The sequence below is a fragment of the Shinella sp. AETb1-6 genome (assembly GCF_009826875.1).
GTDB lineage: Bacteria > Pseudomonadota > Alphaproteobacteria > Rhizobiales > Rhizobiaceae > Shinella > Shinella sumterensis.
Genome location: NZ_WUMM01000005.1, coordinates 298,783 through 324,677 on the forward strand (window position 1 = coordinate 298,783; position 25,895 = coordinate 324,677).

26 protein-coding genes and 1 pseudogene are annotated in these 25,895 nt (G+C 65.0%); 9 read left to right on the forward strand and 18 right to left on the reverse strand.

The genetic code is table 11. The features are described from left to right. Positions 1–32 precede the first annotated feature (32 nt). The 7 genes and pseudogenes from GR158_RS11260 to GR158_RS11285 all read right to left on the reverse strand — a co-directional run bounded on the left by GR158_RS11260 (position 33) and on the right by GR158_RS11285 (position 5,405). Positions 33–2,204 (reverse strand): TonB-dependent siderophore receptor, encoded by a 2,172-nt coding sequence (locus GR158_RS11260; protein ID WP_160871159.1) that lies wholly within the window; start codon positions 2,202–2,204, stop codon positions 33–35. A 165-nt stretch (positions 2,205–2,369) separates the two neighbouring features. Further along, positions 2,370–3,254: an AraC family transcriptional regulator gene (locus GR158_RS11265; protein WP_134651002.1), complete on the reverse strand. Its 885-nt coding sequence runs from the start codon at positions 3,252–3,254 to the stop codon at positions 2,370–2,372. A gap of 153 nt (positions 3,255–3,407) precedes the next feature. Next, on the reverse strand, positions 3,408–3,611 hold the full coding sequence (locus GR158_RS11270; protein WP_160871160.1) for a hypothetical protein: 204 nt from the start codon (positions 3,609–3,611) through the stop codon (positions 3,408–3,410). Positions 3,612–3,799: 188 nt separating this feature from the next. Further along, positions 3,800–4,300 carry a heme-degrading domain-containing protein gene (locus tag GR158_RS11275; protein WP_202402242.1) on the reverse strand — a complete coding sequence of 167 codons (501 nt, stop codon included), beginning with the start codon at positions 4,298–4,300 and terminating at the stop codon, positions 3,800–3,802. 104 nt (positions 4,301–4,404) lie between these two features. Next, the gene (locus tag GR158_RS11280; protein WP_134650999.1) at positions 4,405–4,698 is read right to left on the reverse strand and encodes a DUF6074 family protein; all 294 of its coding nucleotides are present in this window, start codon (positions 4,696–4,698) and stop codon (positions 4,405–4,407) included. Between the two features lie 96 nt (positions 4,699–4,794). Further along, a pseudogene (locus GR158_RS25625) lies at positions 4,795–4,896 on the reverse strand (helix-turn-helix domain-containing protein); the annotation flags it as partial. Next, positions 4,869–5,405, reverse strand: coding sequence for a DUF2585 domain-containing protein (locus GR158_RS11285; RefSeq protein ID WP_230639974.1), 537 nt, complete (start codon positions 5,403–5,405; stop codon positions 4,869–4,871). The gene GR158_RS11285 and the pseudogene GR158_RS25625, both read right to left, overlap by 28 nt. A 131-nt stretch (positions 5,406–5,536) precedes the next feature. Here GR158_RS11285 and GR158_RS11290 point away from each other — a divergent pair, with 131 nt between their 5' ends. The 3 genes from GR158_RS11290 (at position 5,537) to GR158_RS11300 (ending at position 7,258) form a co-directional block, all read left to right on the forward strand. Beyond that, positions 5,537–6,553, forward strand: a complete 1,017-nt coding sequence (locus GR158_RS11290; protein WP_160871162.1) for a fumarylacetoacetate hydrolase family protein — start codon at positions 5,537–5,539, stop codon at positions 6,551–6,553. 70 nt (positions 6,554–6,623) lie between these two features. Next, complete coding sequence (locus GR158_RS11295; RefSeq protein WP_160871163.1) at positions 6,624–6,863, forward strand: type II toxin-antitoxin system VapB family antitoxin; 240 nt, start codon at positions 6,624–6,626, stop codon at positions 6,861–6,863. Beyond that, positions 6,863–7,258, forward strand: a complete 396-nt coding sequence (locus tag GR158_RS11300) for a type II toxin-antitoxin system VapC family toxin (protein ID WP_160871164.1) — start codon at positions 6,863–6,865, stop codon at positions 7,256–7,258. Before GR158_RS11295 ends, GR158_RS11300 begins: the two co-directional genes overlap by 1 nt. A gap of 34 nt (positions 7,259–7,292) precedes the next feature. Here GR158_RS11300 and GR158_RS11305 read toward each other — a convergent pair whose 3' ends face one another. Together GR158_RS11305 and GR158_RS11310 are read right to left on the reverse strand one after the other, a co-directional pair. Beyond that, positions 7,293–8,774, reverse strand: a complete 1,482-nt coding sequence (locus tag GR158_RS11305) for an NAD-dependent succinate-semialdehyde dehydrogenase (RefSeq protein WP_134650996.1) — start codon at positions 8,772–8,774, stop codon at positions 7,293–7,295. Between the two features lie 91 nt (positions 8,775–8,865). After that, positions 8,866–10,140, reverse strand: a complete 1,275-nt coding sequence (locus tag GR158_RS11310) for a 4-aminobutyrate--2-oxoglutarate transaminase (protein WP_134650995.1) — start codon at positions 10,138–10,140, stop codon at positions 8,866–8,868. 189 nt (positions 10,141–10,329) lie between these two features. Here GR158_RS11310 and GR158_RS11315 point away from each other — a divergent pair, with 189 nt between their 5' ends. Then, entirely contained in the window at positions 10,330–11,145 is an 816-nt protein-coding gene (locus tag GR158_RS11315) for a MerR family transcriptional regulator (protein WP_134650994.1), read from the forward strand. Between the two features lie 2 nt (positions 11,146–11,147). Here the strand turns inward: GR158_RS11315 and GR158_RS11320 are convergent, their stop codons facing one another. Continuing rightward, a complete protein-coding gene (locus GR158_RS11320; RefSeq protein WP_134650993.1) occupies positions 11,148–11,456 on the reverse strand; it encodes a ribbon-helix-helix domain-containing protein in 309 nt (102 codons plus the stop codon). Positions 11,457–11,668: 212 nt separating this feature from the next. Here GR158_RS11320 and GR158_RS11325 point away from each other — a divergent pair, with 212 nt between their 5' ends. The 4 genes from GR158_RS11325 to GR158_RS11340 all read left to right on the forward strand — a co-directional run bounded on the left by GR158_RS11325 (position 11,669) and on the right by GR158_RS11340 (position 14,794). Then, a complete protein-coding gene (locus tag GR158_RS11325) occupies positions 11,669–12,064 on the forward strand; it encodes a VOC family protein (protein ID WP_134650992.1) in 396 nt (131 codons plus the stop codon). Between the two features lie 57 nt (positions 12,065–12,121). After that, a complete protein-coding gene (locus GR158_RS11330) occupies positions 12,122–12,652 on the forward strand; it encodes a gluconate 2-dehydrogenase subunit 3 family protein (RefSeq protein ID WP_160871165.1) in 531 nt (176 codons plus the stop codon). 77 nt (positions 12,653–12,729) lie between these two features. Then, positions 12,730–14,301, forward strand: coding sequence for a GMC family oxidoreductase (locus GR158_RS11335; protein WP_134650990.1), 1,572 nt, complete (start codon positions 12,730–12,732; stop codon positions 14,299–14,301). Between the two features lie 112 nt (positions 14,302–14,413). Beyond that, positions 14,414–14,794, forward strand: a complete 381-nt coding sequence (locus GR158_RS11340) for a cytochrome c family protein (RefSeq protein ID WP_134650989.1) — start codon at positions 14,414–14,416, stop codon at positions 14,792–14,794. Positions 14,795–14,800: 6 nt separating this feature from the next. Here GR158_RS11340 and GR158_RS11345 read toward each other — a convergent pair whose 3' ends face one another. Continuing rightward, positions 14,801–15,703, reverse strand: coding sequence for a DMT family transporter (locus GR158_RS11345; protein ID WP_134650988.1), 903 nt, complete (start codon positions 15,701–15,703; stop codon positions 14,801–14,803). Between the two features lie 158 nt (positions 15,704–15,861). On the opposite strand from GR158_RS11345, the gene GR158_RS11350 reads away from it, so the two are divergent. Then, positions 15,862–17,646: an IlvD/Edd family dehydratase gene (locus tag GR158_RS11350; protein ID WP_160871166.1), complete on the forward strand. Its 1,785-nt coding sequence runs from the start codon at positions 15,862–15,864 to the stop codon at positions 17,644–17,646. A 6-nt stretch (positions 17,647–17,652) separates the two neighbouring features. Here the strand turns inward: GR158_RS11350 and GR158_RS11355 are convergent, their stop codons facing one another. The 7 genes from GR158_RS11355 to gcvA form a co-directional block, all read right to left on the reverse strand. After that, a complete protein-coding gene (locus GR158_RS11355) occupies positions 17,653–18,531 on the reverse strand; it encodes a DMT family transporter (protein ID WP_246665619.1) in 879 nt (292 codons plus the stop codon). A gap of 205 nt (positions 18,532–18,736) precedes the next feature. Next, positions 18,737–20,170 (reverse strand): aldehyde dehydrogenase family protein, encoded by a 1,434-nt coding sequence (locus tag GR158_RS11360; protein WP_134650985.1) that lies wholly within the window; start codon positions 20,168–20,170, stop codon positions 18,737–18,739. A 128-nt stretch (positions 20,171–20,298) separates the two neighbouring features. Continuing rightward, positions 20,299–20,709, reverse strand: a complete 411-nt coding sequence (cueR, locus tag GR158_RS11365) for a Cu(I)-responsive transcriptional regulator (protein ID WP_134650984.1) — start codon at positions 20,707–20,709, stop codon at positions 20,299–20,301. Beyond that, positions 20,706–23,192, reverse strand: a complete 2,487-nt coding sequence (locus tag GR158_RS11370; RefSeq protein ID WP_160871167.1) for a heavy metal translocating P-type ATPase — start codon at positions 23,190–23,192, stop codon at positions 20,706–20,708. The genes cueR and GR158_RS11370 overlap by 4 nt, the downstream gene beginning before the upstream one ends. 72 nt (positions 23,193–23,264) lie before the next feature. Beyond that, entirely contained in the window at positions 23,265–23,477 is a 213-nt protein-coding gene (locus tag GR158_RS11375) for a heavy-metal-associated domain-containing protein (RefSeq protein WP_160871168.1), read from the reverse strand. Positions 23,478–23,529: 52 nt separating this feature from the next. After that, positions 23,530–24,708 carry an aminotransferase gene (locus tag GR158_RS11380; protein ID WP_160871169.1) on the reverse strand — a complete coding sequence of 393 codons (1,179 nt, stop codon included), beginning with the start codon at positions 24,706–24,708 and terminating at the stop codon, positions 23,530–23,532. A 16-nt stretch (positions 24,709–24,724) separates the two neighbouring features. After that, positions 24,725–25,741, reverse strand: a complete 1,017-nt coding sequence (gene gcvA, locus GR158_RS11385) for a transcriptional regulator GcvA (RefSeq protein ID WP_160871170.1) — start codon at positions 25,739–25,741, stop codon at positions 24,725–24,727. Positions 25,742–25,895 lie beyond the last annotated feature (154 nt).

Here is a 25,895-nt window from a genome sequence, read left to right on the forward strand (position 1 = left end):
ACGTCATGCTGGACGAAAACCGTCCGCCCGAACTACCAGCGCGTGCTCGCCTTCAGCATGAAGGTGCGCCCCGCGCCGTAGCCGCACGAGCCGAGCCCCTGGCAACTCGCCACATAATCCTTGTCGAACAGGTTGGCGACGTTGAGCGCGACGGCCCAGTTGTCCTTCTGGTAGCGGATAGCCGCGTCCACCAGCGTCGCCGACGGCACCTTGAGCGTATTCGCCCGGTCCGCCCAGGATTGGCCGGCATGCCGCACGCCGGCGGCCACGCTCACGCCGTCCAGCGTCTCGTTCTGGAAGGCATAGTCCAGCCATAGCGACGCGGTCACGTCCGGAACCTGGATCGGTGTATTGCCGGCCGGCGTGCCGTCGAATGCACCGCCGGTCGCCTTGGTCACTTCCATGTCGATATAGGTGAACGCGCCGATGAGCTTCAGGCCCTCCGTCACGTTCGCCTGGACCGAGGTCTCGAAGCCCCGCGCATCCACCTCGCCAATGGCGAAGTTGCGGGAAACGCCGTTCTCCATGAGCGCGGTCGGCACGTTCTGCCGGGTGATGTCGAAGTAGGCGGCCGAGATCAGGCCGTCCATGAAGTCCGGCTGGTATTTTACGCCCAGCTCCAGCTGCTTGCCCGTTTCGGGCGGCAGCAGCCCGTTGACCGGATCTGTCGACGTGGTCGGGTTGAAGGAAGTGGTGTAGCTGACATAGGGCGTCAGGCCGTTTGAAAACTCATAGGCGAGCCCGGCGCGCCAGGTGAATTCGCGGTCGTCGCTGCTCATCGACGTGCCGTTGTTGCGGTTGTCGATGTCGGTGGAAACGAGGTCGTAGCGACCGTTCAGCGTGACGATCCAGCCGCCGCCGAACTTGATCTGATCCTGCGCATAGAGACCAAGCTGGTTGCGGGTGAGGTCTTCGTTCAGATAGGGCGGGAAGAGCGGTGAGGGGGCCGCGCCATAGACCGGGTTGAGCAGATCGATGCCCGGAGCATTGCCCGACGCCTGTACCTGATCAATTCCATAGCGGCGATAATCCAATCCGAACAAGAGGTTATGTTCGACTTCGCCGGTCTGCACAGCGCCTTCAAGCTGGTTGTCCACGGTAAACAACCCGACATCCGTATCGTGGGCGAAGCGGAACCGATTCAGCGTCGTACCCGTAATGCCGTTGGCATAAAGCGCATCTTCCTCAAGCGAAACATGCGCGTAGCGCAGGTTCTGGCGCACCGTCCAGTCATTGTCGAACCGGTGTTCGAAAGCGTAGCCGATCATGGCCTGCTGGCGATCGTAGGTGTCGAAGTTCTCTTCCCCATAGAAGAAGTCACGGGGGATACGGATGCCCCCGGGCGCGTCGATGACCGTGCCGACATAGGGCAGGAAGCCGGTGCTGGTGTGCGTCAGGTCGATATGCTGATACGAGCTCAGGATGGTGAGGCTCGTATCCTCGTCCGGCTGCCAGGTAAGGCTTGGCGCAATCGTGCCGCGGAAATCCTTCGCCTTGTCCGTTTCCCAACCGCCGCCGGAAACCTTGCCGGTCACACGATAGCGGGCCGCGTCGTCCGCGCCGAGCTGATCGCTGAAGTCGAGCCCAAGATAGCCGTTGCCGAAGCTGTTGACGCCGGTCTCGACATAGCGCAGCGGCGCATCCGTCGGCCGCTTGCTGATCAGATCGACGAAACCGCCGGGATTGCCGCTGCCATAGAGCGCGGAACTCGGCCCTTTCACCACATCCATGCGCTCCAGGAAGAACGGATCGATCAGGAATGTGCCGAAGCCGGATTGATAGAGTGACAGCCCGTCCAGGAAAATGCCGGACTGTTCCGCCTGGAAGCCGCGAATGAACAGCCAGTCCGTATCCGCATCCGTGCCGTAGGTCGATGCGTTCACGCCGGCAACATAACGCAGCGCCTCGTCAACCTTCTGTGGGCTTTGCGCATCGATCTGCTCGCGGCCGACGACCGTGACCGATTGCGGAATCTCATTGATTTTCGTGGCTGCCTTGCTGCCTGCACGGGTGGTTTTTGCGACAAGACCCTTGACCGGCTCGATACCGGTATCGGCACGCTCCGCACCTTGCTCGACGCGCACTTCCTCAAGCTGGGTCGCACGCTCCTGGGCGAACGCGCCTGCCGACGCGATCATGGCGCAGACGGCGGTCCCGCAGGCGAGGGCCAGTCTGATTTTCTTTTGGTTTTTCAACGTGATCATCCCCTACACATCCCACGCAGTTCAGGCTCGGCCCCGTTCGGCCGAGCGAATGGCAATAAGATGAGTAATTAACTCAGTTTTAATATTCGGGATTGTCACATTCCGCGAAAATTGAACGTTCTTGGGCTATTTTCAGCCGAGGTCGCGGGCACGGATGGAACACTTTCAGGCACCATTGGACTTGCGCCAATTGGCGGGCGTGGTGCCGAAGTTCTTGCGGAAGACCCGGGTGAAATGCGCCTGGTCAGCGAAGCCCGTCTCGACCGCAATGTCGATCAACGACAAATTTCCACGTCGAATCAATGCCTTGGCGCGACGCAGGCGCGCATTGACCTGCCATTGATGCGGCGCCATGCCGGTGGAGGCCTTGAAGGCATGGCTGAAATGCGATTGGGAAAGCCCCACGAGCCCGGCCAGTTCCTCAAGCCTGATATTGCGCAAGCAGTTTTCTTCAATGAAGTCGGTCGCGCGACGCAGTTGCCACCCGGCAAGCTTGCTCCTTTTGCGGCCCTGCACCTTGGCCAGTTTCATGACATCGATCAGCAGGGCGAGCGAAAGGCCGTCGCCATAGAGGTCGTGCAGGGGGAGGGGGTTGCAGCATTCCGCAGCGATCAGGTGCGCCAAGGAGAGAAGCCGGTTGTCGGAGAAAAACAGTTGCGGCGTCGCCAGGCGCTCGGCGTCCAGATCATCGGCCAGCCGCCGGCGGATCGTCTCGACATCGAAATGCAGGTCGAGATGGCGCATGAAGCGGTGGTCGGCAAGTTCGGCCCAAAGCTCGAAATCCGCCGGGATATAGGCAATCGGCTGCAAGCCCCAATCCGCGACCGTCTCCTTGCCGCCGGATGACAGGCGCATTCGGGAGGATCCGGGGCCCCGCTTGTCGAGCAGCACGAACAGGCGAGGATCGCGCCCGACATAGTAGCCGCCGGCATGCGGTGCACATTCCACATTCCAGACGTCGGCGACGATGCCGTTCCAATGCCGCCGGCTGAGATCGCCCACAACGGAAAAGCCTTCGATCCTGTTTTGCATGCGCGGCTGGAAGGTCATCTTGCCGTCCGGTTATACCTTCTTGTCTCCCTCAAGTTTTCTACAGGCAAACGGCGCCGCGTGCAACATGGCCCAATTCGAGGGGACCGGTTGGGAAGGGAAATCGCTTGTCGTTAGCCTCCGCACCCACGCCAGGAATCGTCGCGAAGCCGGTCATTGCGTTAGCGTATGCTTACGTTTCAGGGCAAGGACGTCGTTTACGGTTGCTGCCATTTTTTCGGTGACGACCGGTCGCGCCCCAGGCGCGGGAAACAGCACAAACGGCACGCTTTCTGCGAAAAGCGGAACGGCCAGATTGAGGTTTCCAAGGTCGTTGGCATCCCATTCGGTCAGATCGGCGATTTCGACGACATCCATTGGTCTCTCCCGGTAGTGCTTCAAGGAAGCATAGGGCGGCTCAGCGGCCCGGCAATGCTGCGATTGCCGCTTTGCCGCCGAACACAGCGCTCCCGGGTAACGGCTCACGCACGCCATAAATTCGGGCGTTCCGACCGCCTGACAACGTCAGGGCGTCGGTCATCCCATTCCGCGGCAGGGGGAGGGTGTTACTCCGGCAACCGGCTGTCGCCGAGATCGATGTTGAGGAAACGCGCCATCGCGTCGGTGACGATGGCATGGTCGATGCGCTCCGGCACGCCGGAGACGGTGACCGCGCCGACGCAACCGAGATCCGCGACGAAAAGCGGAACGCTGCCGCCATGCACGGAAAAATCCGCATAGGAGAGATTGCGCGCCTCCACCTGGTCGCGGCCCGAAAGCGCGAAGCGTCGGCCGACGAGATAGGAAGCGCTCCACAGACGCAACACGGTGTTGCGCTTGCGCCGGATCCATTCCCCGTTGTCCGTGGTGGTGCCGGGCAGGGCACAATGGAACAGGGGCCGGTCCCGCAGCGAAATATCGATCGCGACGCCGGCGCCGCGCGCCATGGCCATCTCGCGAATGCGGTTGCCGAGCGCCCAGGCATCATCGGGACTGAACCGGCTGAAACGCAGCAGGCGTTCCTGTTCTTCAAGCCGGCGGATATCGTCCGCAATCGCTTCCGTCATAGCCATCCTCCCAGTGCTTTTCCCGACCGTTCCTAGCCGGCCTTCTTGGGAAAGGGAAGGGCAGGAGGGTGGGGCTCACCCTCGGTGACGGCAAACCAATCGGATCAGTCCTGTTCGCTTTCATGCTGGCGCAGAAGCTCGCGCTGCACTTCATCCTGGAAGGCCAGCACCGCGGATCGTGCCTGGCTTTCGCTCGAACCGAATTTCAAAAGCTCGTCGGCAAGCTCGCGGCAGACCTTCAACCAGTAGCGGCGTGCGTCCTCGCCATGCAGCCCGCCCAGTTCGCCTGCGCATTGACGGACATGCGCGGTGCGACGCGCAGCCGGAAACGGCACGACCGGGCCGGCTTCGATAGCGGTGGAACGGCGGCGCGGCTGGGCCGAGGCAGGTGACGGCATTGATTCGGATTTCCCTGTTGCTCCGCCCATCATTAGGAAGTCCGTGGTTAACACGCGGTTTCCAATCGCAAATCCGCTGTGTCGCCATCATACGATCCGCCCGTAACCTTTGCCGTCCGGGCTGTCCTGCCGCGCGAGAAGACCGGCTCCCATGAGTGCTGCCAGATGTCTCAGCCGCCCTGCCATGCCTTCACGGCGTCGATCGGCCAGACGAGCATCAGGATGTTCAAAGCCAGTCCGTCGCGGATGAGCCATGTCGTCGTCGCCTCGAAGACGATGATGATCGCCACACTCGCCCAGACCGGCAGGCGCGCTGCGAGGAAGAAGCCCACCACCATGGCCAGGATGTCGGCGCTCGAATTGATGACGCTGTCCCCGAAGTAATCGAGCGCGATCGTCGCCTCGCGATAACGGTTGATCACCATGTCGGTGTTTTCGACGATCTCCCAGGCGCATTCGAGAATGAGCGCGAGCGTCAGGCGAACATTGATGCTAGCCTTGCGCAGGATGAGGGTGAACAAACCGAAGAACAGGATGCCGTGAATGATGTGGCTTGGCGTGTACCAGTCGGTGAGGTGCTGCGAGTTCTCCGAGGAGACCACGACCCCGTGCCACAATTTGACATATCCGCACTTGCAGATGAGCGGCTGGCCCATCGTATAAAGGATCGTGGCCGTCGCGGCGACGAAGGCTGCGACGATCAGCAGGGCGTTTCGGACCGTAGGGTTCAAGCGGAATGTCCTTGAAAGCGGTGCGCCGGGGAGGGCGCGGGAAGGTTCATGCGACCGGTAGATGACACGATCGCAGGGCAGGAAACAAGACTGGGAGAGAGAGACTTATGAAACTGGCGACACTGAAAAGTTCCACCCGTGACGGCCGCCTGGTGGTCGTCTCGCGTGACCTGACGCGCTGCTCGGAGGTCGGGCATATCGCCCGCACGCTGCAGGATGCGCTCGACGACTGGGAACACGCTGCCCCGCGCCTGGCACGGGTCGCCGAGGGGCTTGAGACCGGCTCGCAGCCCATCATGCGCTTTCACGAACACGATGCCGGCTCGCCGCTGCCCCGCGCCTATCAATGGGCCGACGGCTCCGCCTATCTCCATCATGTCGAACTCATGTACAAGGCGCGCAACGCCGAGCTGCCCGACGGCGCGCACACCGATCCCCGGCTCTACCAGGGCGGCTCGGACACGTTCCTCGGTCCCCGTGACCCCATCGTCGTGCAGGACGAGACCTGGGGTATCGACATGGAGGGCGAAGTCGCCGTCATCGTCGATGACGTGCCGATGGGCGCAAGCGTGGAGGAGGCAGGGGCCGCCATCCGGCTGATCATGCTCGCCAATGATGTGTCGCTACGCGGCCTCATGCCGTCGGAACTCGCCAAGGGGCTGGGCTTCTTCCAGTCGAAGCCATCCTCCGCCTTCTCGCCCGTCGCCGTCACGCCGGATGAGCTCGGCACGGCCTGGGATGGCCGCAAACTCCATCTGCCGCTTCTGGTCTCGCTCAATGGCAGCCCCTTCGGCAAGGCCAATGCGGGCATCGACATGGTGTTCGACTTCGCGCAGCTCGTCGCCCATGCCGCGAGGACCCGCCCGCTCGTCGCCGGCTCCATCATCGGCTCCGGCACCGTGTCCAACAGGTTCGACGGCGGTCCGGGCAAGCCGATCGCCGAGGGCGGTGCCGGCTATTCCTGCCTTGCGGAGCTGCGCACCATCGAGACCATCACCACCGGCGCGGCGAAGACGCCGTTTCTCAAGTTCGGCGACGTCGTGCGCATCGAGATGAAGGACGAGACCGGCCACTCCATCTTCGGCGCCATCGAGCAGACGGTGACGCACTACGAAAGAGGCTGAGCGGCCGCGCGCCGGTCTTTCAGCGGCGGCAAGGTCATGGTATATACTTCTGCGAAAGAAAGGATATACCATGCCGCTCTACGTCAAGGACCGCGAAGTCGACCGTCTGGCCGAGCGCGTCTCCGCACTGCGCAAGGTCAGCAAGACGGAGGCGGTGCGGCAGGCATTGGCGCATGAGCTGCAACGGCTGGAGCAGGAGCCCTCTTTGGTCGACAAGGCGCTTGAGATGACCCGCGCGCTGAACCGGAAATATCCTCCTGTCGGTCCCGCCGCCGACAAGGCCTTCATCGATAGCCTGTACGAGGACTGATGTTCGTCGACGCCTCCGCCATCGTCGCAATGATGACGAGCGAAAACGACGCTCAGTCGCTTAGTCGACGCCTCATGGCGACCGACCGCCGTTTGACGTCACCCATGGCGATCTGGGAGGCCGCCGTCGCCTATGCCCGCATGACCGGCCTTGAGCCAAAGGCGGCGCTGGGCGAAGTGGAGGCCTATCTCCGGCTGCTGCAAATCGAAACGCTCGCCGTCGATGCCGCCATCACAGCGACGGCCGTCGAGGCGTTCCAGCGGTTCGGCAAGGGCCGCCATCCGGCGGCGCTGAACTTCGGCGACTGCTTCGCTTATGCCTGCGCCCACCAGCACGGCATTGCCCTGCTCTATAAAGGCGACGATTTCGCCCGCACCGACGTCGACAGGGCATGAAGGTCGCCCGCGTCATGCGGGCGACCTTCATTCATCAGGCGAGGTCGCCGATGCAGACATATTTCATTTCCAGATAGTCTTCCGCACCATGGGCCGAGCCTTCGCGGCCGAGGCCGGATTGCTTGATGCCGCCGAAGGGCGCGGCTTCGGAGGAAATGAGGCCCGTATTGACGCCCACCATGCCGTATTCCAGCGCCTCGGCCACCTTCCAGACTTTCTTCAGGTCGCCGGCATAGAAGTAGGCGGCGAGACCGAATTCGGTGTCGTTCGCCTGTTCGATGACGTCCTCGACCGTGTCGAAACGGAAGAGCGGCGCGAGCGGGCCGAACGTCTCCTCCCGCGCGACCGTCATGCCGCGGGCGACGCCCTTCAGCACGGTCGGCTCGAAGAAGGTGCCCTTGCCGGCCACGCGCTTGCCGCCGGAAACCACCGTCGCGCCCTTGGAAACGGCATCGGCGATATGGGCCTCGACCTTCTCGATCGCGGCTTCCTCGATCAGCGGACCGACCGTCGTGCCCTTGGCGAAACCGTCGCCGACGGAAAGTTCGGCCACCTTCCTGGCCAGCTTCTCGGCAAAGGCGTCGTAGACGTTCGATTGCACATAGAGCCGGTTGGCGCAGACGCAGGTCTGTCCGGCATTGCGGTACTTGGAGGCCATGGCGCCTTCCACGGCGGCGTCGAGATCCGCATCGTCGAAAACGATGAAGGGCGCGTTGCCGCCGAGCTCCAGGCTCATCTTCTTGATCTGGTCCGCGCACTGACGCATCAGGATGCGCCCGACTTCCGTCGAGCCCGTGAAGGAGATCTTGCGGACCTTCGGATTGTAGCACAGTTCCTTGCCGATCGCCGGACCGTCCGTGCCGAGCACGATGTTGAACACACCGGCGGGAATGCCGGCCCGCTCGGCCAGCACGGCGAGCGCAATGGCCGAAAGCGGCGTCAGCTCGGCAGGCTTGGAAACCACCGTGCAGCCCACGGCGAGCGCCGGCGCCACCTTGCGGGCGATCATCGCGGTCGGGAAGTTCCAGGGCGTGATCGTGCCGACCACGCCGACCGGCTGCTTGATCACCATCATGCGCTTGTCCGCACTGGCGGCGGGGATCGTCTCGCCGTTGATGCGCTTTGCCTCTTCCGCATACCATTCCACATAGGAGGCGGCATAGAGGATCTCGCCCTTGGCCTCGGCCAGCGGCTTGCCCATTTCGGCGGTCAGGATGGCGGCAAGCTCGTCGGCATGGGCGATCATCAGATCGAACCACTTGCGCAGGAGAATGCTGCGCTCCTTTGCCGGCCGCGCGGCCCAGGCGGGCTGAACCCGGTAGGCGGCGTCGATTGCGGCCTTCGTCTCGGTCGCCCCCATTTCCGGCAGGGTCGCCAGTGTCTCGCCGGTCGCGGGATTGAGCACGTCGAAGGTTCCGGCCGCGCTGTCGCTGATCCACTTGCCGTCCACATAGCCGGCATCGCGCAGCAGGTCGCCCGACGTGAAGTGCCGGGTCAGAGCATCATAGAAAGCCATTGTCGTTCCTTTCGGGCAGCAAAGCGCCTTCACCCGGAGCCTCTGCTCCGGGTGTCGCTTGCTTGGTCATGTGTCGTCTGTCTCGTACCGCTCAGCCGCGGGCTTCGATCATCGCCGCTTCGAGGATATCAAGGCCTTCGGCAAAGACGTCGTCCTGGATGGTGATCGGCGCGAGGAAGCGGATGACGTTGCCGTGCACGCCGCAGGTCAGCAGGATCAGGCCCTTTTCGAGCGCTTTCAGGCGAACCTTGTTGGCGAATTCGGCGCTCGGCTGCTTCGTCGCGACGTCGTTGAACTCGACGGCGTTCATGAAGCCCGGGCCGCGGATGTCGACGATTTCAGGGACCTTGTCGCGCAGCGATGCGAGGCGCTGCTTGAGGCGTGCACCGAGGTTTTCCGCGCGGTTGCACAGGTCCTCGTCCTTGATGACGTCGAGAACGGCATGGGCCGCCGCAACGCCGATCGGGCTGCCGGCATAGGTGCCGCCCAGGCCGCCCGGGCCGGGCGCATCCATGATGTCGGCGCGGCCGGTGACGGCCGCGATCGGGAAGCCGCCGCCAAGGCCCTTGGCCATGGTCACGAGGTCGGCCGTGACGCCGAAATGCTCCATGGCGAACAGCTTGCCGGTACGGGCAAAGCCGGTCTGGACTTCATCGGCGATCAGCAGGATGCCGTGCTTGTCGCAGATTTCGCGGATCGCCTTCATGAAGTTGACCGGTACGGGATAGAAGCCGCCTTCGCCCTGCACCGGCTCGATGATGATCGCGGCGACGCGGTTCGGGTCCACATCGGCGGCAAAGAGCTTCTTCAGCACATCGAGCGACTGCTCGACGGTCGTGCCGTGCATCTCGACCGGGAACGGTGCATGGTAGATGTCGGCCGGCATGGCGCCGAAGCCGACCTTGTAGGGAACGACCTTGCCGGTCAGCGCCATGCCCATGAAGGTGCGGCCGTGGAAGGCGCCGGAAAATGCGATGACAGCCTGGCGGCCGGTGGCGGCGCGGGCGATCTTCACGGCGTTCTCGACGGCTTCGGCACCGGTGGTGACGAAGATCGTCTTCTTCTCGAAATCGCCGGGGGTGATGGCGTTCAGGCGCTCGGCGAGTTCCACATAGTTTTCATAGGGCACGACCTGGTGGCAGGTATGCGTGAAGCGGTCGAGCTGCTTCTTGACGGCCTCGATGACGCGCGGATGGCGATGGCCGGTGTTGACGACGGCGATGCCGGCGGCGAAATCGATGTAGCGATTGCCTTCCTTGTCCCAGATCTCCGCATTTTCCGCGCGGTCGGCGTAGATCTGCGTGGTCATGCCCACGCCGCGCGAAATAGCGGCGTTCTTGCGGTCGGTCAGCGGGGAGGCGGTCATGGCGCTATCCTGAATCTGGAGGCTTCGATCAATAACTTGCATTTTTTCTGCAAGCTTCGAGTGGAATTCCTACATTTTTTCTGCAAGAATGCAACTGGCATTCTGCGCGGGAAATGCGACCGATTTTCAGGCCGCCCGCCCGCGTGGGTGTGTATAAGCGAAACGAACACAGAATCAGGGATTGGCGCGATGGGTTCCCCGGAACCGGTGCACTATAAGGTGACGGAGGCGGCACGCCTTGCCGGCGTCTCGGCCTCCACGCTGAGGCTATGGGAGACGCAGGGTCTCGTCGTGCCCGGCCGCTCGGACACCGGCCACCGGCAGTACAGCGCCGACGACGTCAACCGCCTCAAGCGCATTGCCTGGTATCGCACCGAGCGCGGCCTCAACCCGGCCGCGATCCGCGAGGCGCTGGAGGCGGAAGAGCCTGCGGCGGAAACGCAGGCGTCGGACGGCGATGCGCCGCAGGGCATCGGCCGCAAGTTCCGCAGCCTGCGCCATGCCGAGGGCAAGACGCTGGAGCAGGTGGCCGGCGATATCGGCATCGCGACCTCCGTTCTCTCCACCTTCGAACGCACCTCGCAGGGCGTGACCTTCCGCGTGCTGCACGATCTCGCCGACTATTACGGCACGACCGTCTCCAAGCTTTCCGGCGAGGAGGAGACCGACAACCGTGCGGTGGTGCGCTCGGGGGAATGGAAGCTGTGGCCGGAGACATCGCCGGGCGTGACCGTGCAGGTGCTGGCCGATGGCCGGAACATGATGGATTGCCACCGTTTCGTGCTGGCGCCCGGCGCCACCTCTGACGGCGCCTACCAGCACGACGGCGAGGAATTCGTCCATGTCCTGGCGGGGCGCGTCGAGATCGTGCTCGACGGCCACGAATTCCACGACCTCGGCCCCGGCGACAGCCTCTATTTCGAGAGCACCCGCCACCATTCCTGGCACAACAGCCATGACGGCGAGACGGTGCTGATCTGGATCAACACACCGCCGACCTTCTGACGCTACTCGGCCGCGACGATGTGGAAGGCGCGCGGTTCGGCCTCCCTGGCGGTGCCGCCCATCAGGTAGATGAGACAGCTCGTGCGCAGCAGCGACGCGAAGTTCGACACCGTGCCGTTGCGCTCCAGCGCCTCGTCATAGAGCGTCGAGAGAAAGCGGGACGTCGACATACCCTGACCGCTGGCGATCTCGTCGATCAGCACCCAGAAGGCCGCCTCGAGCTGGATGCTCGTCGAATGCCCGCCGATGCGCACCGACCGGTTGACGGGCCGGTAGCGTTGCGGATCCTGGCCCGCGAAAACCTCACACATTGGCATATCCTCCAGTCTTGTTTTTATGCCTTCGATTATGCGGCGACGCTTGTATTTGGTCAAATCATCCCGGCGCGTGCGAACCGATAAAAATTCCTTCTCCATATACTCCGGAAATGAAAATCCATGTGCGGTAACGGGCTGCTACCCGCAGCCCCGATTCCGGACGCACACTCCCCCTACAAGCGAACTGCAAGCGGGGGAAACCAGGCGTGGCGAAGACGATACATTCCATGATCCGTGTTCTGGACGAAGACCGGTCCGTGGATTTCTACAACAGGGCCTTCGGCCTTGAAATCGCCGAGCGGCTGGATTTCGAGACCTTCACGCTCGTCTACATGAGCAATGCCGAAAGCGAATTCGAACTCGAGCTGACGATCAACAAGGGCCGCACCGAACCTTACAATCTCGGCGATGGTTACGGCCATCTCGCCGTCTCGGTGTCCGATCTCGACAGCGAGCATGCCCGCGTCTCCGCGCTCGGCTTCACCACCGGCAAGATCGTCGAATTCAACCGGGACGGCGGCCTGCTTGCCCGCTTCTTCTTCGTCACCGATCCGGATGGCTACAAGATCGAGGTTCTGCAGCGGCACGGCCGCTACAAGTAAAGAGGCCGGCGGCCCGGGGGAGGCCGCCCGCCATGAATGCAACGGGAGGAACGTGACATGACGACCATCTACGAGCAGCGCCCCGGCATTTCCCGGCGCGAGCTTCTCAAGCGCGGCACGGTCGGCGCCGCACTCATCATCGCCGGCAACGCCGTCATCAGCCCCGACCGGGCCTGGGCCATGGAGACGACGGCGCTGAAGCCGGAGACCATGGCGACGCTGATCAAGCTCGCCCGCGACATCTACCCGCACGACGCGATTTCCGATCGCTTCTACGCCATCGCCGTCAAGGGCCACGAGACAAAGGCCGGTACCGACGCAGCGCACAAGACGCTGATCGAGGACGGCATTGCCGATCTCGACAAGCGCGCCGGCGCCAACGGTTATCGCGGCCTTGGTTGGGAAGACGACCGTGTCGCGATCCTGCGCGACATCGAGACGACACCGTTCTTCCAGGCGGTGCGCGGCGATCTCGTCGTCTCCTTCTACAACCAGAAGGAACTCTGGCCGCATTTCGGCTACGAGGGCGAATCCTACTCGAAGGGCGGGTACATCGCCCGCGGTTTCGACGACATCGAATGGCTTTGACGACGGTCTGACGGCCAGCGCCGGAGGAGGCGCGGCCGCATGGCGCAAAGCCGACCGTCCCGTTTCAGGAGGAAACCATGGCAGCTCCTTACGATCTCAACGACGACAGCGTGGTCGTCATCATCGGTTCCGGCGCCGGCGGCGGTACGCTGGGCAACGAACTGGCGCAGAAGGGCATCGACGTCGTCGTGCTCGAATCCGGTGCGCGGCACGAACATGAGGACTTCATCAACGACGAGTGGGACAGTTTTGCCCAGCTCGCCTGGCTCGATCACCGCACGACGGGTGGCGGCTGGCGTGTGGCCAAGGACTTCCCGAACCTGCCGGCCTGGATCGTCAAGGCGGTCGGCGGCACCACCACCCACTGGGCCGGCGCCTCGCTGCGCTTCCAGGAGCACGAGTTCAGGACGCTCAGCCATTACGGCAAGATCGACGGCGCCAACCTGCTCGACTGGCCGATCACGCTCGCCGAGCTGGAGCCCTACTACGCCAAGGCCGAAGACAAGATGGGCGTGACCCGCACCAACGGCATCGAGGGCCTGCCGGGCAACAACAACTTCAAGATCCTCAAGGCCGGCGCCGACAAGCTCGGCTACAAGGAATGTCACACCGGCAACATGGCGATCAACTCCGCCGATCGCGACGACCGCATGAGCTGTCAGCAGACCGGCTTCTGTTTCCAGGGCTGCAAATGGGGCGCCAAATGGTCGACGCTCTATACGGAAATCCCCAAGGGGGAGGCCACCGGCAAGCTGGAAGTGCGCCCGCAGTCGCATGTCGTGAAGATCGAGCATGATGCCAGCGGCAAGGTCAATGCCGTGGTCTATGCCGACAAGGACGGCAAGCTGCACAGCCAGAAGGCCCGCATCGTCGCCGTCGCCGGCAACTCCATCGAAAGCCCGCGCCTGCTGCTCAACTCGGCCTCGGCCAAATTCCCCGACGGCCTTGCCAACTCCTCCGGTCAGGTCGGCAAGAACTACATGCGCCACACGACGGGCTCGGTCTATGCCGTGTTCGAGAAGCCCGTGCACATGTACCGCGGCACCACCATGGCCGGCATCATCAGGGACGAGGCGAAGCACGATCCGTCGCGCGGCTTCGTCGGCGGCTACGAGCTGGAAACGCTCTCCCTCGGCGTGCCCTTCATGGCGGCCTTCCTCGATCCCGGCGGCTGGGGCCGCTCGTTTGCCTCGGCGATGGACAGCTACGCCAACATGGCGGGCCTGTGGATCGTCGGCGAGGACATGCCGCAGGAACAGAATGCCGTGAAGCTGCACGGCGAACTGAAGGACCAGTACGGCATGCCGATCCCGGACGTCTGGTTCACCGATCACGCCAACGATGTCGCGATGCGCAACCATGCCTACCAGCAGGGGCAGGCGCTCTACGAAGCCGTCGGCGCGACGCGCAGCTTCCCCACGCCGCCCTATCCGTCCACGCACAATCTCGGCACCAACCGCATGAGCGAGAAGGCGAGCGACGGCGTGGTCAACAAGTGGGGCCAGACGCACGACATCAAGAACCTGTTCGTGTCGGACGGCAGCCAGTTCACGACGGGCGGCGCGGAAAACCCGACGCTCACCATCGTGTCTCTTGCGATCCGGCAGGCCGATTATATCGCCAAGGAAATGGCCGCCGGCTCGATCTGATATTTCCGCGATCCTCCCCGGTCGCCTTCGGGCGGCCGGTGATCGCGTGCGGCCGGCAGGCCGCGCCAACTCCGGCCGGCTCACGCCGGCCGCCTTTTCGATGGAACGACGCATGAAGACGCTTGCCGCCCTGATCCTCCTGACGCTTTCCTCGACCGCCCTGGCAGCCGAAGGCTCCGCCGAGGCGGGAAAGGTCGTGTTCAAGAAATGCACCGCCTGTCACAATGCCGAGCAGGCGACGAACAAGGTCGGCCCGCATCTGGACGGCGTCGTCGGCCGGCCCGCGGCGGCGCTTGCCGACTATACGAACTATTCCGATGCCATGAAGGAAGAAGGCGCCAAGGGCCTGACATGGGACGAGGCGACGCTCGCCACCTATCTCGCCGGCCCGAAGAAGATGATCCCCAAGACGCGCATGGCCTTTTCCGGCCTCAAGTCCGAGCAGGACATCGCCGACGTCATCGCCTATCTGAAATCGGTCAAGGCGCAGTAAGCCCGCTCAGCCGCCACGCCGCTTCAGCTGCAATTCGCGGAAGAAGATGAAGAGGCCGGAGGCCACGATAAAGCCTGCGCCGATCAGCATGGCCGGGCGCGGCGCATCGCCGAAGAACAGCCAGCCGAACAGCACCGCCCAGATCAGCAGCGTGTATTGCAGCGGCACCACGGTCGCGGCATCGCCCAGCTTCAGCGAGCGGTTGACCAGCATATGCGCCGCCATCGCCACGATGCCGAGCAGGCTGAGCAGGCCGAAATCGACGGCACTGACGGGCGCCCAGCCGCCGGGATCGGAAAGACACCAGACGCCCGCGAAGAGCGCCGCACCGGTCACCTGCCAGAACACCAGCGTCGTGTCGGGCGTGGCGCGCAACGATCGGCTGAAGACCATGGCAAGCCCGAAAGCGAGGCTGCCGGCAAGCGCGATGAGGGCCGGCAGCGTGAAGCTGTCCCTGGAGGGCGACAGCGCGATGATGACGCCGGCAAAGCCGACGAGAATGGCCGACCAGCGCCGCCAGCCGACATGCTCGCCCAGCATCAGCGGCGAGAGGGCGGCGACATAGATCGGTGCCGCAAGCCAGTAGGTCATCGCGTCGGCCAGCGGCATATAGGCCACCGCGAAATAGAACGCCGATGCCTCGAAGGCGAAGAGCGCGGAGCGCAGCAGGTGCAGTTTCGGCTGCTCGACCTCGATCAGCCGGCGCCAGCCGACCCGCCAGAAGAACGGTGCCAGCACGACCATGGCGGCCAGACTGCGGATCAGCATCAGCTGCCCGACCGAATAGGTCGAGACCAGCCACTTGCCGAGCACGTCGTTCAGCGAAAACATCACCATGCCGAGCAGCATCAACAGCACGCCGAGGCGGGCGGAGCCGGTGGCGGGCGTGGCGGCGGCGGTGTCTGTCATGTCGGCAACTCTGATGGCGGTTGACGCGCTGTGGCACATTCGGCGCCCCCGATCCAGCGACTATTTTTGATGGCTCCATAAGCCCCTTCATCACCACCTGGCGGTTGATACCCGTCGCCGGCAATGAAACAGTGCGGCCGTTGCGGAGGAGCTTCATGATGACGGACACCAAGACGACGAAACGCCGGCTGCGCTCGCAGGACTGGTTCGACAACCGCGACCACGTCGACATGGCCGCCATCTATCTCGAACGCTTCATGAATTACGGCATCACGCCGGAGGAGCTGCGCTCGGGCAAGCCGGTGATCGGGATTGCCCAGAGCGGCAGCGATCTCACGCCCTGCAATCGCCACCATGTCGATCTCGCCAGGCGCGTGCGCGACGGTATCCGCGATGCCGGCGGCATTCCCATCGAGTTCCCCACCCATCCGATCTTCGAAAACTGCAAGCGGCCGACCGCGGCGCTTGACCGCAACCTCGCCTATCTCGGGCTGGTCGAAATCCTCTACGGCTATCCGCTGGATGGGGTCGTGCTGACGACCGGCTGCGACAAGACCACGCCCTCGGCCCTGATGGCCGCCTCGACGGTCGACATTCCCGCCATCGTCCTGTCGGGCGGGCCGATGCTCGACGGCTGGCACGACGGCGATCTTGTCGGCTCGGGCACCGTCATCTGGCGCTCACGCCGCAAGCTTGCCGCCGGCGCCATCGACGAAGAGGAATTTCTGCAGGCCGCGATGGATTCCGCACCCTCCATCGGCCATTGCAACACGATGGGAACGGCCTCCACCATGAACGCGCTGGCCGAGGCGCTCGGCATGTCGCTCACCGGCTGTGCCGCCATTCCGGCCGCCTATCGCGAGCGCGGGCAGATCGCCTATCGCACCGGCCGGCGCGCCGTGGAATTGGTGCTGGAGGATATCCGCCCCTCCCACATTCTCACGCGGCAGGCCTTTCTCAATGCCATCCGTGTCAATTCCGCCATCGGCGGCTCCACCAATGCGCAGCCGCATCTGATGGCCATGGCCAAACATGCCGGTGTCGCGCTGGAGCCCGATGACTGGCAGCGGTACGGCTACGATATCCCGCTGCTGGCGGACGTGCAGCCGGCCGGCCGCTTCCTCGGCGAGCGATTCCACCGTGCAGGCGGCGTGCCCGCCATCATGCGCGAACTGCTCGAGGCGGGAAAACTCGATGGCACCTGTCCCACCGTCACGGGCCGCACCATGGCGCAAAACCTGGAGGGACGCGCCGCAAGCGATCGCGAGGTGATCCGGTCCTATGATGCACCGTTGAAGGAACGCGCCGGTTTCCTTGTCCTCAAGGGCAATCTCTTCGACTTCGCCATTATGAAGACCTCGGTCATTTCCGAGGAATTCCGGCAGCGCTATCTGAGCGAGCCCGGCCGCGAAGGCATATTCGAGGGCAGGGCGGCGGTCTTCGACGGCTCGGAGGATTACCACGCGCGCATCAACGACCCGGCGCTCGGCATCGACGAGCGCACGATCCTCGTCATCCGCGGCGCCGGGCCGCTTGGCTGGCCGGGTTCGGCGGAGGTCGTCAACATGCAGCCGCCGGACCATCTGCTCAGGCGCGGCGTCACCAGCCTGCCCACCATCGGCGACGGCCGCCAGTCCGGCACCGCCGACAGTCCGTCCATCCTCAATGCCTCGCCGGAAAGCGCGGCGGGTGGCGGACTTGCCTGGCTGCGCACCGGCGACATCATCCGCATCGACCTCGAACACGGCCGCTGCGACATGCTGGTGGCAGAGCAAGAGATCGAGAAGCGCAAGGCCGATGGCATTCCCGCCGTTCCGGCAGACGCCACGCCGTGGCAGCGCCTCTATCGCCGGACCGTTACGCAGCTCTCGGATGGTGCGGTGATCGACGGGGCGGCAGATTTCCGCAGGATCGCGGAAACCCCGCCGCGCCACAACCACTGATACGTTTCAGCCGCGGCGCGCGACGAGGATGCCGAAGAGCACGATCACGCCACCGATGGCCTGCATCAGCCCGACAGGCTCGCCCAGCAGCAGCCAGGCGAGGAGTGCGGCGACGACCGGCTGGAGAAGCAGCGTCAGCGAGGAGAACGCCGTCGGAAGATAGGCGAGCGCGTAGGTGACGAGGCCCTGCCCGCCGACATGGCTGATGAGCGCGAGACCGAGCAGCATGCCCCAGCCGAAGAGCGTCGCCGGCACCAGGTCGGCTTCCAGGAAGAAGGCGACCGGCAGCATGCAGGTCATTGCGGCGAATGTCGTCCACACCATGATGCGCGACGTGGAGAACCGCGCCCGCAAATGGCCGATCGACAGCATGTAACCGGCGTAGAACATCGCCGCGACGACGGCCGTCGCATCGCCCGCCATCTGCCCGCCGCCCAGCGCTGCCGGCCCGCCCTTCAGCACGACGACGCCGATCAGCGCCAGCGCCAGCCCGGCAAGAAAGACGGGCGTGATGGTCGTGCGGAAAAGCAGCCAGGAGCCGAGCGTGACGAAGACGGGTGCAACATTGGCAAAGAGCGTCGCATTGGCAACCGAGGTCATGTGCAGCGAGAGATGCCAGGACCCCAGGTCTGCGGCCAGGAAGATGCCGGGCAGGAACAGGAAGAGGCGGTCGCGAAGACCGGATGGCCGCTCGTCGGCCTGCGGGAGCGCGCGCGAGACGATGAAGAACGGCACGAGCGCGAGCGCGACGCGCCAGAACGCCGTCGCCATCGGTCCGACTTCGGAAAACCGCACGAAGATCGGCGAGCCGCCGATGGCGATGCCGCCAACGAGGAGAGCGATGAGCGCGAGTCGCGCATGCGATGGGGATGCAACGGGGGACAAGGCGGACGTCCAGGGGAGCGGCGATGCCGCGCGCGCTATCAGAGCGCAGCGGCTTCAGCCAGAGGCAAGCCGCGTATTCTCCGGAGATGTCTGCGGCGAGCGGCGGCAAAGCGACGGGCTTTGGCCGACGGCCGGTCATCGGGCGAAGACGCGGAACGAGGAGGCCGGGCCACCCGCGACGGCGGGCGGCCCGGCCCTTGGGTCATTACGCCGCCTCGGGGCGGTGCACGGTCTTGATCTCCAGGAAGTCCTCCAGGCCGAACATGCCGCCCTCGCGGCCGTTGCCGGACTGCTTGTAGCCGCCGAAGGGGCTGCCATAGCGGTGCGGGCCGCCGTTGATATGCACCATGCCGGCACGCAGGCGGGCGGAAACACGTTCCGCGCGGTCCGGGTCGCCGGTCTGCACATAGGCCGCAAGCCCGTAAGCCGTGTCGTTGGCGATCGCGATCGCCTCCTCCTCGGTGTCGAAGGGAATGATCGACAGGACCGGACCGAACACCTCCTCACGCGCGATGCGCATGGTGTTGTTCACATCGGCGAAGATCGTCGGCTTGACGAAATAGCCGGTCTCGTAACCATCCGGCTTGCCGGGACCGCCGACGAGAAGCCGCGCCCCCTCGGCAACGCCCGCCTCGATCAGCGCCTGCACCCGGCCGAACTGGATATGCGAGACGAGCGGGCCGATATGCTCGCCTTCCTCCTCGGGATTGCCGACCCTGGCTTCTTTGCCGGTGCGTTCGGCGATCTCCACCACCTTGTCATAGACCGAGCGCTCCACCAGCATGCGCGTCGGCGCATCGCAGGACTGGCCGGAATTGTTGAAGCATTCGCGCACGCTGCCGGCCACGCGGTCCTCGAGATCGGCATCGGCGAAGACGATGTTCGGCGACTTGCCGCCGAGTTCCAGCGTCACGCGCTTGACCGTGTCGGCCGCATCCTTGCTGACGGCGATGCCGGCGCGGGTGGAACCGGTAAACGACATCATGTCGATGTCCTTGTGGCGCGACAGGGCCGCACCGCATTCCGGGCCGTCGCCGTTGACGAGGTTGAATGTCCCCGCCGGGAAGCCGGCCTCATGCACCATCTCCGCATAGAGCATGGCGTTGAGCGGCGTGAATTCCGACGGCTTCAGCACGCAGGTCGAGCCCGTCGCCAGCGCCGGAACCACCTTCAGCGCGATCTGGTTGATCGGCCAGTTCCACGGCGTGATCAGGCCGCAGACCCCGATGGGCTCGCGGCGCACCACGTCGCCGTTCGGCAGCACTTCGCGGTTCTTCAGCCGCTTCAGCGCATCGATGAAGCCCTGGAGGTGGCCGACCCCGACATCCGCCTGCTGTTCGGTGCTCATGGTGATGGGCGCGCCGAGTTCCTGCGTGATGGTGCGCGCCATCTCGTCATAGCGGCGCTTGTAGATTTCGAGCAGCTTTTCCAACAGGGCGAGCCGCTCTTCCGTGCTGGTCTGGCTGTAGGTCGCGAACGCCTTCTTGGCGGCCGCCACGGCGCGGTCGATATCTGCGGCCGTGCCCATCGAGATGACCGCGATCGGCTTTTCCGTCGCCGGGTTGATCACCGAAAGATCGTTCGGCGTCAACGGATCGACCCACTGGCCGTCGATATAGAACTTGCGCCTGTCGAGCATGCTTTTCTCCCGTCATTCCCGTTTTATCGCGCCGACCCTGCATGAGCCGGTCCGTCTTTCCGGCAGCGAATGTCCTTCGGCGCGACGAAAAGCGCAAGCCCCCGAAAGTGCCAACGATGGAAAGGCGGCTAGCAGCAGGACGTCTCGGCATTTCCCGTGGCGAGCTGCTGCAGGATCGGACAATCGGGCCGCGCGTCACCGTGGCAGTTCGCCGAAAGATGCTCCAGCGTGCCCACCATGTCCTCCAGCAGCCGCATCTTGGCGCGCATCTCCGCGATATGGTCGCTTGCGATGCGCTTGACCTCGGAGGAGGCGCGGGCGCGGTCCTGCCACAGCGCAAGCAGATCGCGGATCTGCGCGATGGAGAAGCCCAGATCGCGCGAGCGGCGGATGAAGGACAGCGTCGAAAGGTCGTTTGGACCATAGACGCGATATCCCGCGCCGGTGCGCCCGGCCGCCTTGATGAGGCCGATCTGCTCGTAGTGGCGGATCATCTTGGCGGTCACGCCCGTGGCCTCCGCCGCTTCGCCGATATTCATGCCTTGTCTCCCTTGAAGGACGGCCTGTAGCGCTTCAGCCTCAGCGCATTCGTCACCACGAAGACGCTGGAGAGCGCCATGGCTCCTGCGGCGAGCGCCGGTGAAAGCTGGATGCCGAAGGAGGGATAGAGCAGCCCCGCGGCGACCGGCACGAGCGCCACATTGTAGCCGAAGGCCCAGAACAGGTTCTGCCTGATATTGCGCATCGTCGCGCGCGAAAGGCCGATGCCGGTCGCAACACCCCGCATGTCGCCGGCCATCAGCACCACGTCGGCGCTTTCGATGGCCACATCGGTGCCGGTGCCGATGGCGATGCCGGTATCGGCCGCCGCCAGCGCCGGCGCGTCGTTGATGCCGTCGCCGACGAAGGCGACCTTCTTCGCGCCGCCCGCCGACAGTTCGCGCACGGCGGCAACCTTGCCATCGGGCAGCACTTCCGCCATCACCCGGTCGATGCCGAGCGAGGCGGCGACGGCCTGTGCCGTGCCCCTGTTGTCGCCGGTGATCATCGCGACCTCGATGCCGAGCGCCTTGAGCGCGGCAATCGCCTCGCGCGTCGTCGGCTTGACGGGGTCGGTCACGGCAAAGAGCGCGGCAAGCCTGCCGTCGATGGCGGCATAGAGCGGCGAGGCGCCCTCGGCCGCAAGACGCGCGGCCTCAGCCGCGAATGGCCCGACGTCGAGGCCAAGCCCCGCCATGAAGCCAGTGGACCCGACCTCCACCCTGCGACCGGCCACCTCGGCGGCGATGCCCTGGCCCGATGTCGCCACGAAGCCGGATGCCGCGGGCAGCGCCACGCCCTCCGCAACGGCCGCGCCATGGACGGCGGCCGCGATCGGATGTTCGGAATGCATCTCGGCAGCCGCGACGAGGGCAAGCACCTCATCGCGGCCGAAGCCCTCTGCCGGCACGATGCGCGTCAGCGTCGGGCGGCCGAGCGTCAGCGTGCCTGTCTTGTCGACGGCGACGATATCGGTGCCTTCGAGCGTCTGGAGCGCTGTGCCCTGCCGGAACAGCACGCCGAGTTCCGCCGCGCGGCCGGTGCCCGTAATGATCGAGGTCGGCGTGGCGAGCCCCATGGCGCAGGGGCAGGCGATGATGAGCACGGCCACGGCATTCACCAGCGCATGGGCGAGAATCGGGCTCGGCCCGAAGATCAGCCACAGGCCGAAGGTGAGGAGCGCCACGGCGATGACGGCCGGCACGAACCATTGCGTCACGCGGTCGACCAGCGCCTGGATCGGCAGCTTCGCCGCCTGCGCGTCCTCCACCATGCGGATGATCTGCGAGAGCACCGTATCGGCGCCGACACGCGTGGCGCGGAAGGTCAGCGAGCCCGTCGTGTTGACGGTGCCGCCCGTCACCGTGTCGCCGGGTTTGCGGGCGACCGGCATCGGTTCGCCTGTGATCATGGATTCGTCGATATAGCTTTCGCCCTCGATCACCTCGCCGTCGACGGGCACCTTCTCGCCCGGCCGCACCAGAACGACATCGCCGGCCACGACGCTTTCCAGCGAAACGTCCTCGGTCCTGCCGTCGCGGATCACGCGCGCGGAGCGGGCGTTCAGGCCGGCGAGATGGCGGATCGCCTCGCCGGTGCGGCCCTTGGCGCGCGCCTCCAGGAAGCGGCCGGCCAGGATGAGCGTCACGATGACGGCTGCCGCCTCGAAATAGACGTTGGCCGTACCGCCCGGCAGAAGAGCCGGTGCGAAGGTCGCGACGGTGGAGAATATCCAGGCCGCGAGCGTACCGATCACCACCAGCGCGTTCATGTCGGGCGCAAGCCGGACAAGGCTCGGTATGCCCTTCAGGAAGAAGCGCCGGCCGGGGCCGACGAGCACCAGCGTCGCCAGCACGAACTGGATGACCCGGCTCGCCTGCATGCCGATGGTGTCGTGGATGTAATGGCCGAATGCGGGCACGGCGTGCGCCCCCATCTCCATCACGAAAAGCGGTGCCGTCAGCACGGCCGCGATGATGAGATCACGCTTGAGCGCGCTTGCCTCCGCGGCGCGGCGGTCGTCCTCTGCGGGTGCGTCGGCGGCAACGCGCACTGCCTTGTAGCCCGTGCGCTCGATGGCGGCGGCAAGGTCGTCGAAAGTCGCCGCACCCCTGGCAAGGCGCACGCGCGCCCGCTCCTGCGCGAGGTTCGCCGTGGCGTCCACCACGCCGGGCACCGCCTTTAGCGCCTTTTCGACGCGGCCGATGCACGAGGCGCAGGTCATGCCCTCGACGGGAAATTCCAGCACGTCCTCATCGACGCCGTAACCCGCGCCGCGCACGGCTGCGGCAACGGCGGCAATGTCAGGCGCGCCGTCGAAGGTCACGTCGGCCTTCTCCGTCGCCAGATTGACGGCGGCGCCGGAAACACCCGGCACGGTCTCGATGGCCTTCTCCACCCGGCGCACGCAGGACGCGCAGGTCATGTCGGAAATGGAGAGCTTGATGGTCTGCCGGTCGCCCGGTCCCGTCGTGGTGAGCATGGTGCACCTTTCATCCTTTTGGATAGATCGTGCACCTTCCCATTATGTCAAGGTCAAGCCCCGTTTCGCCGATTATGCATCGGCGGGTGAATATCCCTCGGCCTCGATGACCGATGCGACCGCCGCCCGGTCGCCGGCATTTTCGACGGTGACACGTTTGGAGGCAAGATCGATCTCGACCTTCGCGTCAGGGTAGGCGGCCACCACCGCGCCGGTGATCGCCCTGACGCAGTGGCCGCAGGTCATGTCGGGAACGGTGAAGGTGAGGCTGTTTTCGGCAGGCATGGCAAACTCCTTGATGGTTGGACCGAGGCTAGCGCCTTCCCGCGCGGGAAGGTCAAGCCCCGTCCATCGAGAAGCCGGCAAGGCGCGCGCCGAGCTTGCCGATCGTCTCGACATCCGCATTGGCGAAGGCGAAACGCAGATAGCCTTCCTGCCCCGGCCCGAAATAGCTGCCCGGCAGGCAAAGAATGCCGGCCTCCTTGGCCAGGCGCTCCGCCACCGCCGCCGATGGCGTGCCGGCGAAGGGATGCCCGATGAAGGCGAAATAGGCCCCGACCGCACCGACGCGCCAGTCCGGCGCCGCTGCCATGGTCGCGCGAAGCGCTTCCACCCGGCGCGCGATCTCGCGGCGGTTTTCCTCGCGCCATTCGGCCAGAAGCGGAATGGCCGTCGCGACGGCGGCCTGCGCCGAGCGGGGCGGGCAGATCTGCAGGTTGTCCATGATCTTGGCCACCTGCGTCACCACCGCGTTGCCAGCCGTGATCGCACCAAGGCGATGACCGGGAATGCAGAAGGACTTGGAGAAGCTGTAGAGGCCGATCAGCGTATCCTCCCAGCCCTTGCGCCCGAACAGGTCGTGCGGCCGGCCGGCGCCGGCGGGCAGGAAGTCGCGATAGGTCTCGTCGAGGATCAGCCAGATACCGCGCGCGACGCAAAGATCGTAGATCGCGCCCAGCATATCCGGCGGATAGACCGCGCCGGTCGGGTTGTTCGGCGAGACGAGGGCGATGGCGCGCACGTCGGGCGTGACGCCGGCGGCCAGCGCCGCGAGGTCGGGCAGGAAGCCGTTTTTCGGGTCGCAGGCGGCAAACCGGGTCTTGATGCCCAGCATGGCCAGCGTCGTTTCCTGGTTGAAATAATAGGGATCGGTCATCAGCACCGCGTCGCCCGCACCCGCCACCGCCATGGCGGCGCAGATGAAGGCCTGGTTGCAGCCGGCGGTGATATGGACGTTGCCGGCGGCAAGCGCCGCGCCGTAGCTTTCCGAGAGATGGTCTGCATAGGCCTTGCGCAGCACCGCCTCGCCCTCGATCGGGCCGTAGCCGGTATAGGCGCGCGAGGCGGCGTATTCGCCCAGCAGCCTCAGCATGTCCGGATGCGGCGGATAACCCGGCACGGCCTGCGAGAAGTCGATCATCGCGCCGCCGCGCCCGTCATAGGCGTCTGCCCAGGCGAAGACGGAGGGGATCGGCGGGGCGGCGAGGGTTTCGACGAGAGGATTGAAGCGAGGCATGGTCGGTCCGTTGATATCAGGCGCGGGTCTTGCGCGGAGGGCTTGTTGGTATCAGGCGCTTGGCCGGTGTCGTGGTGGAGCGGTAGGCATCGGCGCTACGGCCGCCGCGCCCGCGCAGATGCAGGCGGGCGGAGGCCTGCGGCTCGGGCAGGGTTTCTTCCAGTGCGGCAAAGAGCCAGTCGATGAACACCTTGACGATGGGCGACTGGCGCAGCGCCTGCCGGCAGGCGACATAGAAGGCATCGTTGGCCGGCACCGAAAGGTCGAAGGGCACGACAAGCTCGCCGCGGGCGATCAGGTTGCTCGCCGTGATGTTGTCGCCGAGCGCGATGCCCTGTCCGTAGAGCGCCGCTTCCGTCGAAAGACGTGCATCGCTCATGAAATGCTGGCGGTCACGCGGCATGTCGATGGCGTCGGCGGCGGCCAGCCATGTGTTCCATTCGCGCCCGTCATCGCCGTGAAACAGCGCGTGATCGGCCAGATCGCGAACGGAGCGCAGCGGCCGGCTGTTGAGGAGCGTCGGGCTGGCGACCGGGAAAAGCCGCAGGTTCGACCACAGCCGCGTCCAGCAGTCCGGCCAGTTGCCATCGCCATAGAGCAGGCTCACATCCGTATCGAGCGAACGCAGGTGCTCGGGGTCGTTGGAGGCGATCAGCGTCACCTTCACGCCGGGAAACTGGTCCGTGAACGTGTTCAGCCGCGGCAGAAGCCAGAGCGACAGCAGTGCGGGCACGCAGCTGATGGTGATGTCGCCGCGCGTTTCGGGCTGTTTCATCAGCGCGGTAGCCGCGGCGATCTCGCTGAAGGCGTTGGTGACGGCCGGCAGAAGCAGCGCGCCCTGCGGCGTCAGCTTCAGGCGCTTGCCGTTGCGTTCGAAGAGCGTGGTTCCGAGCGATTCCTCCAGCGCGCGGATCTGGTGGCTCACCGCGCCATGCGTCACGTTCAGTTCCCGCGCGGCCGCCGAGACGGCGCCACGGCGGGCGGTCGCCTCGAAGGCGCGCAGCGGGTTGAGTGGTGGAAGGCGCGAAGCCATGGCAAACCTGTATGTGAGTTTTTCTCACGAATACCGCTACAACAATGTCAATTGATTTTCCATATGGATTGCCGCGATAATGCTGTCAACGAGGGCAAAGCCCCGGGGAACGTTATCAGGCTATCGCATACCGGCCCCGGACCGCCCGCATCTC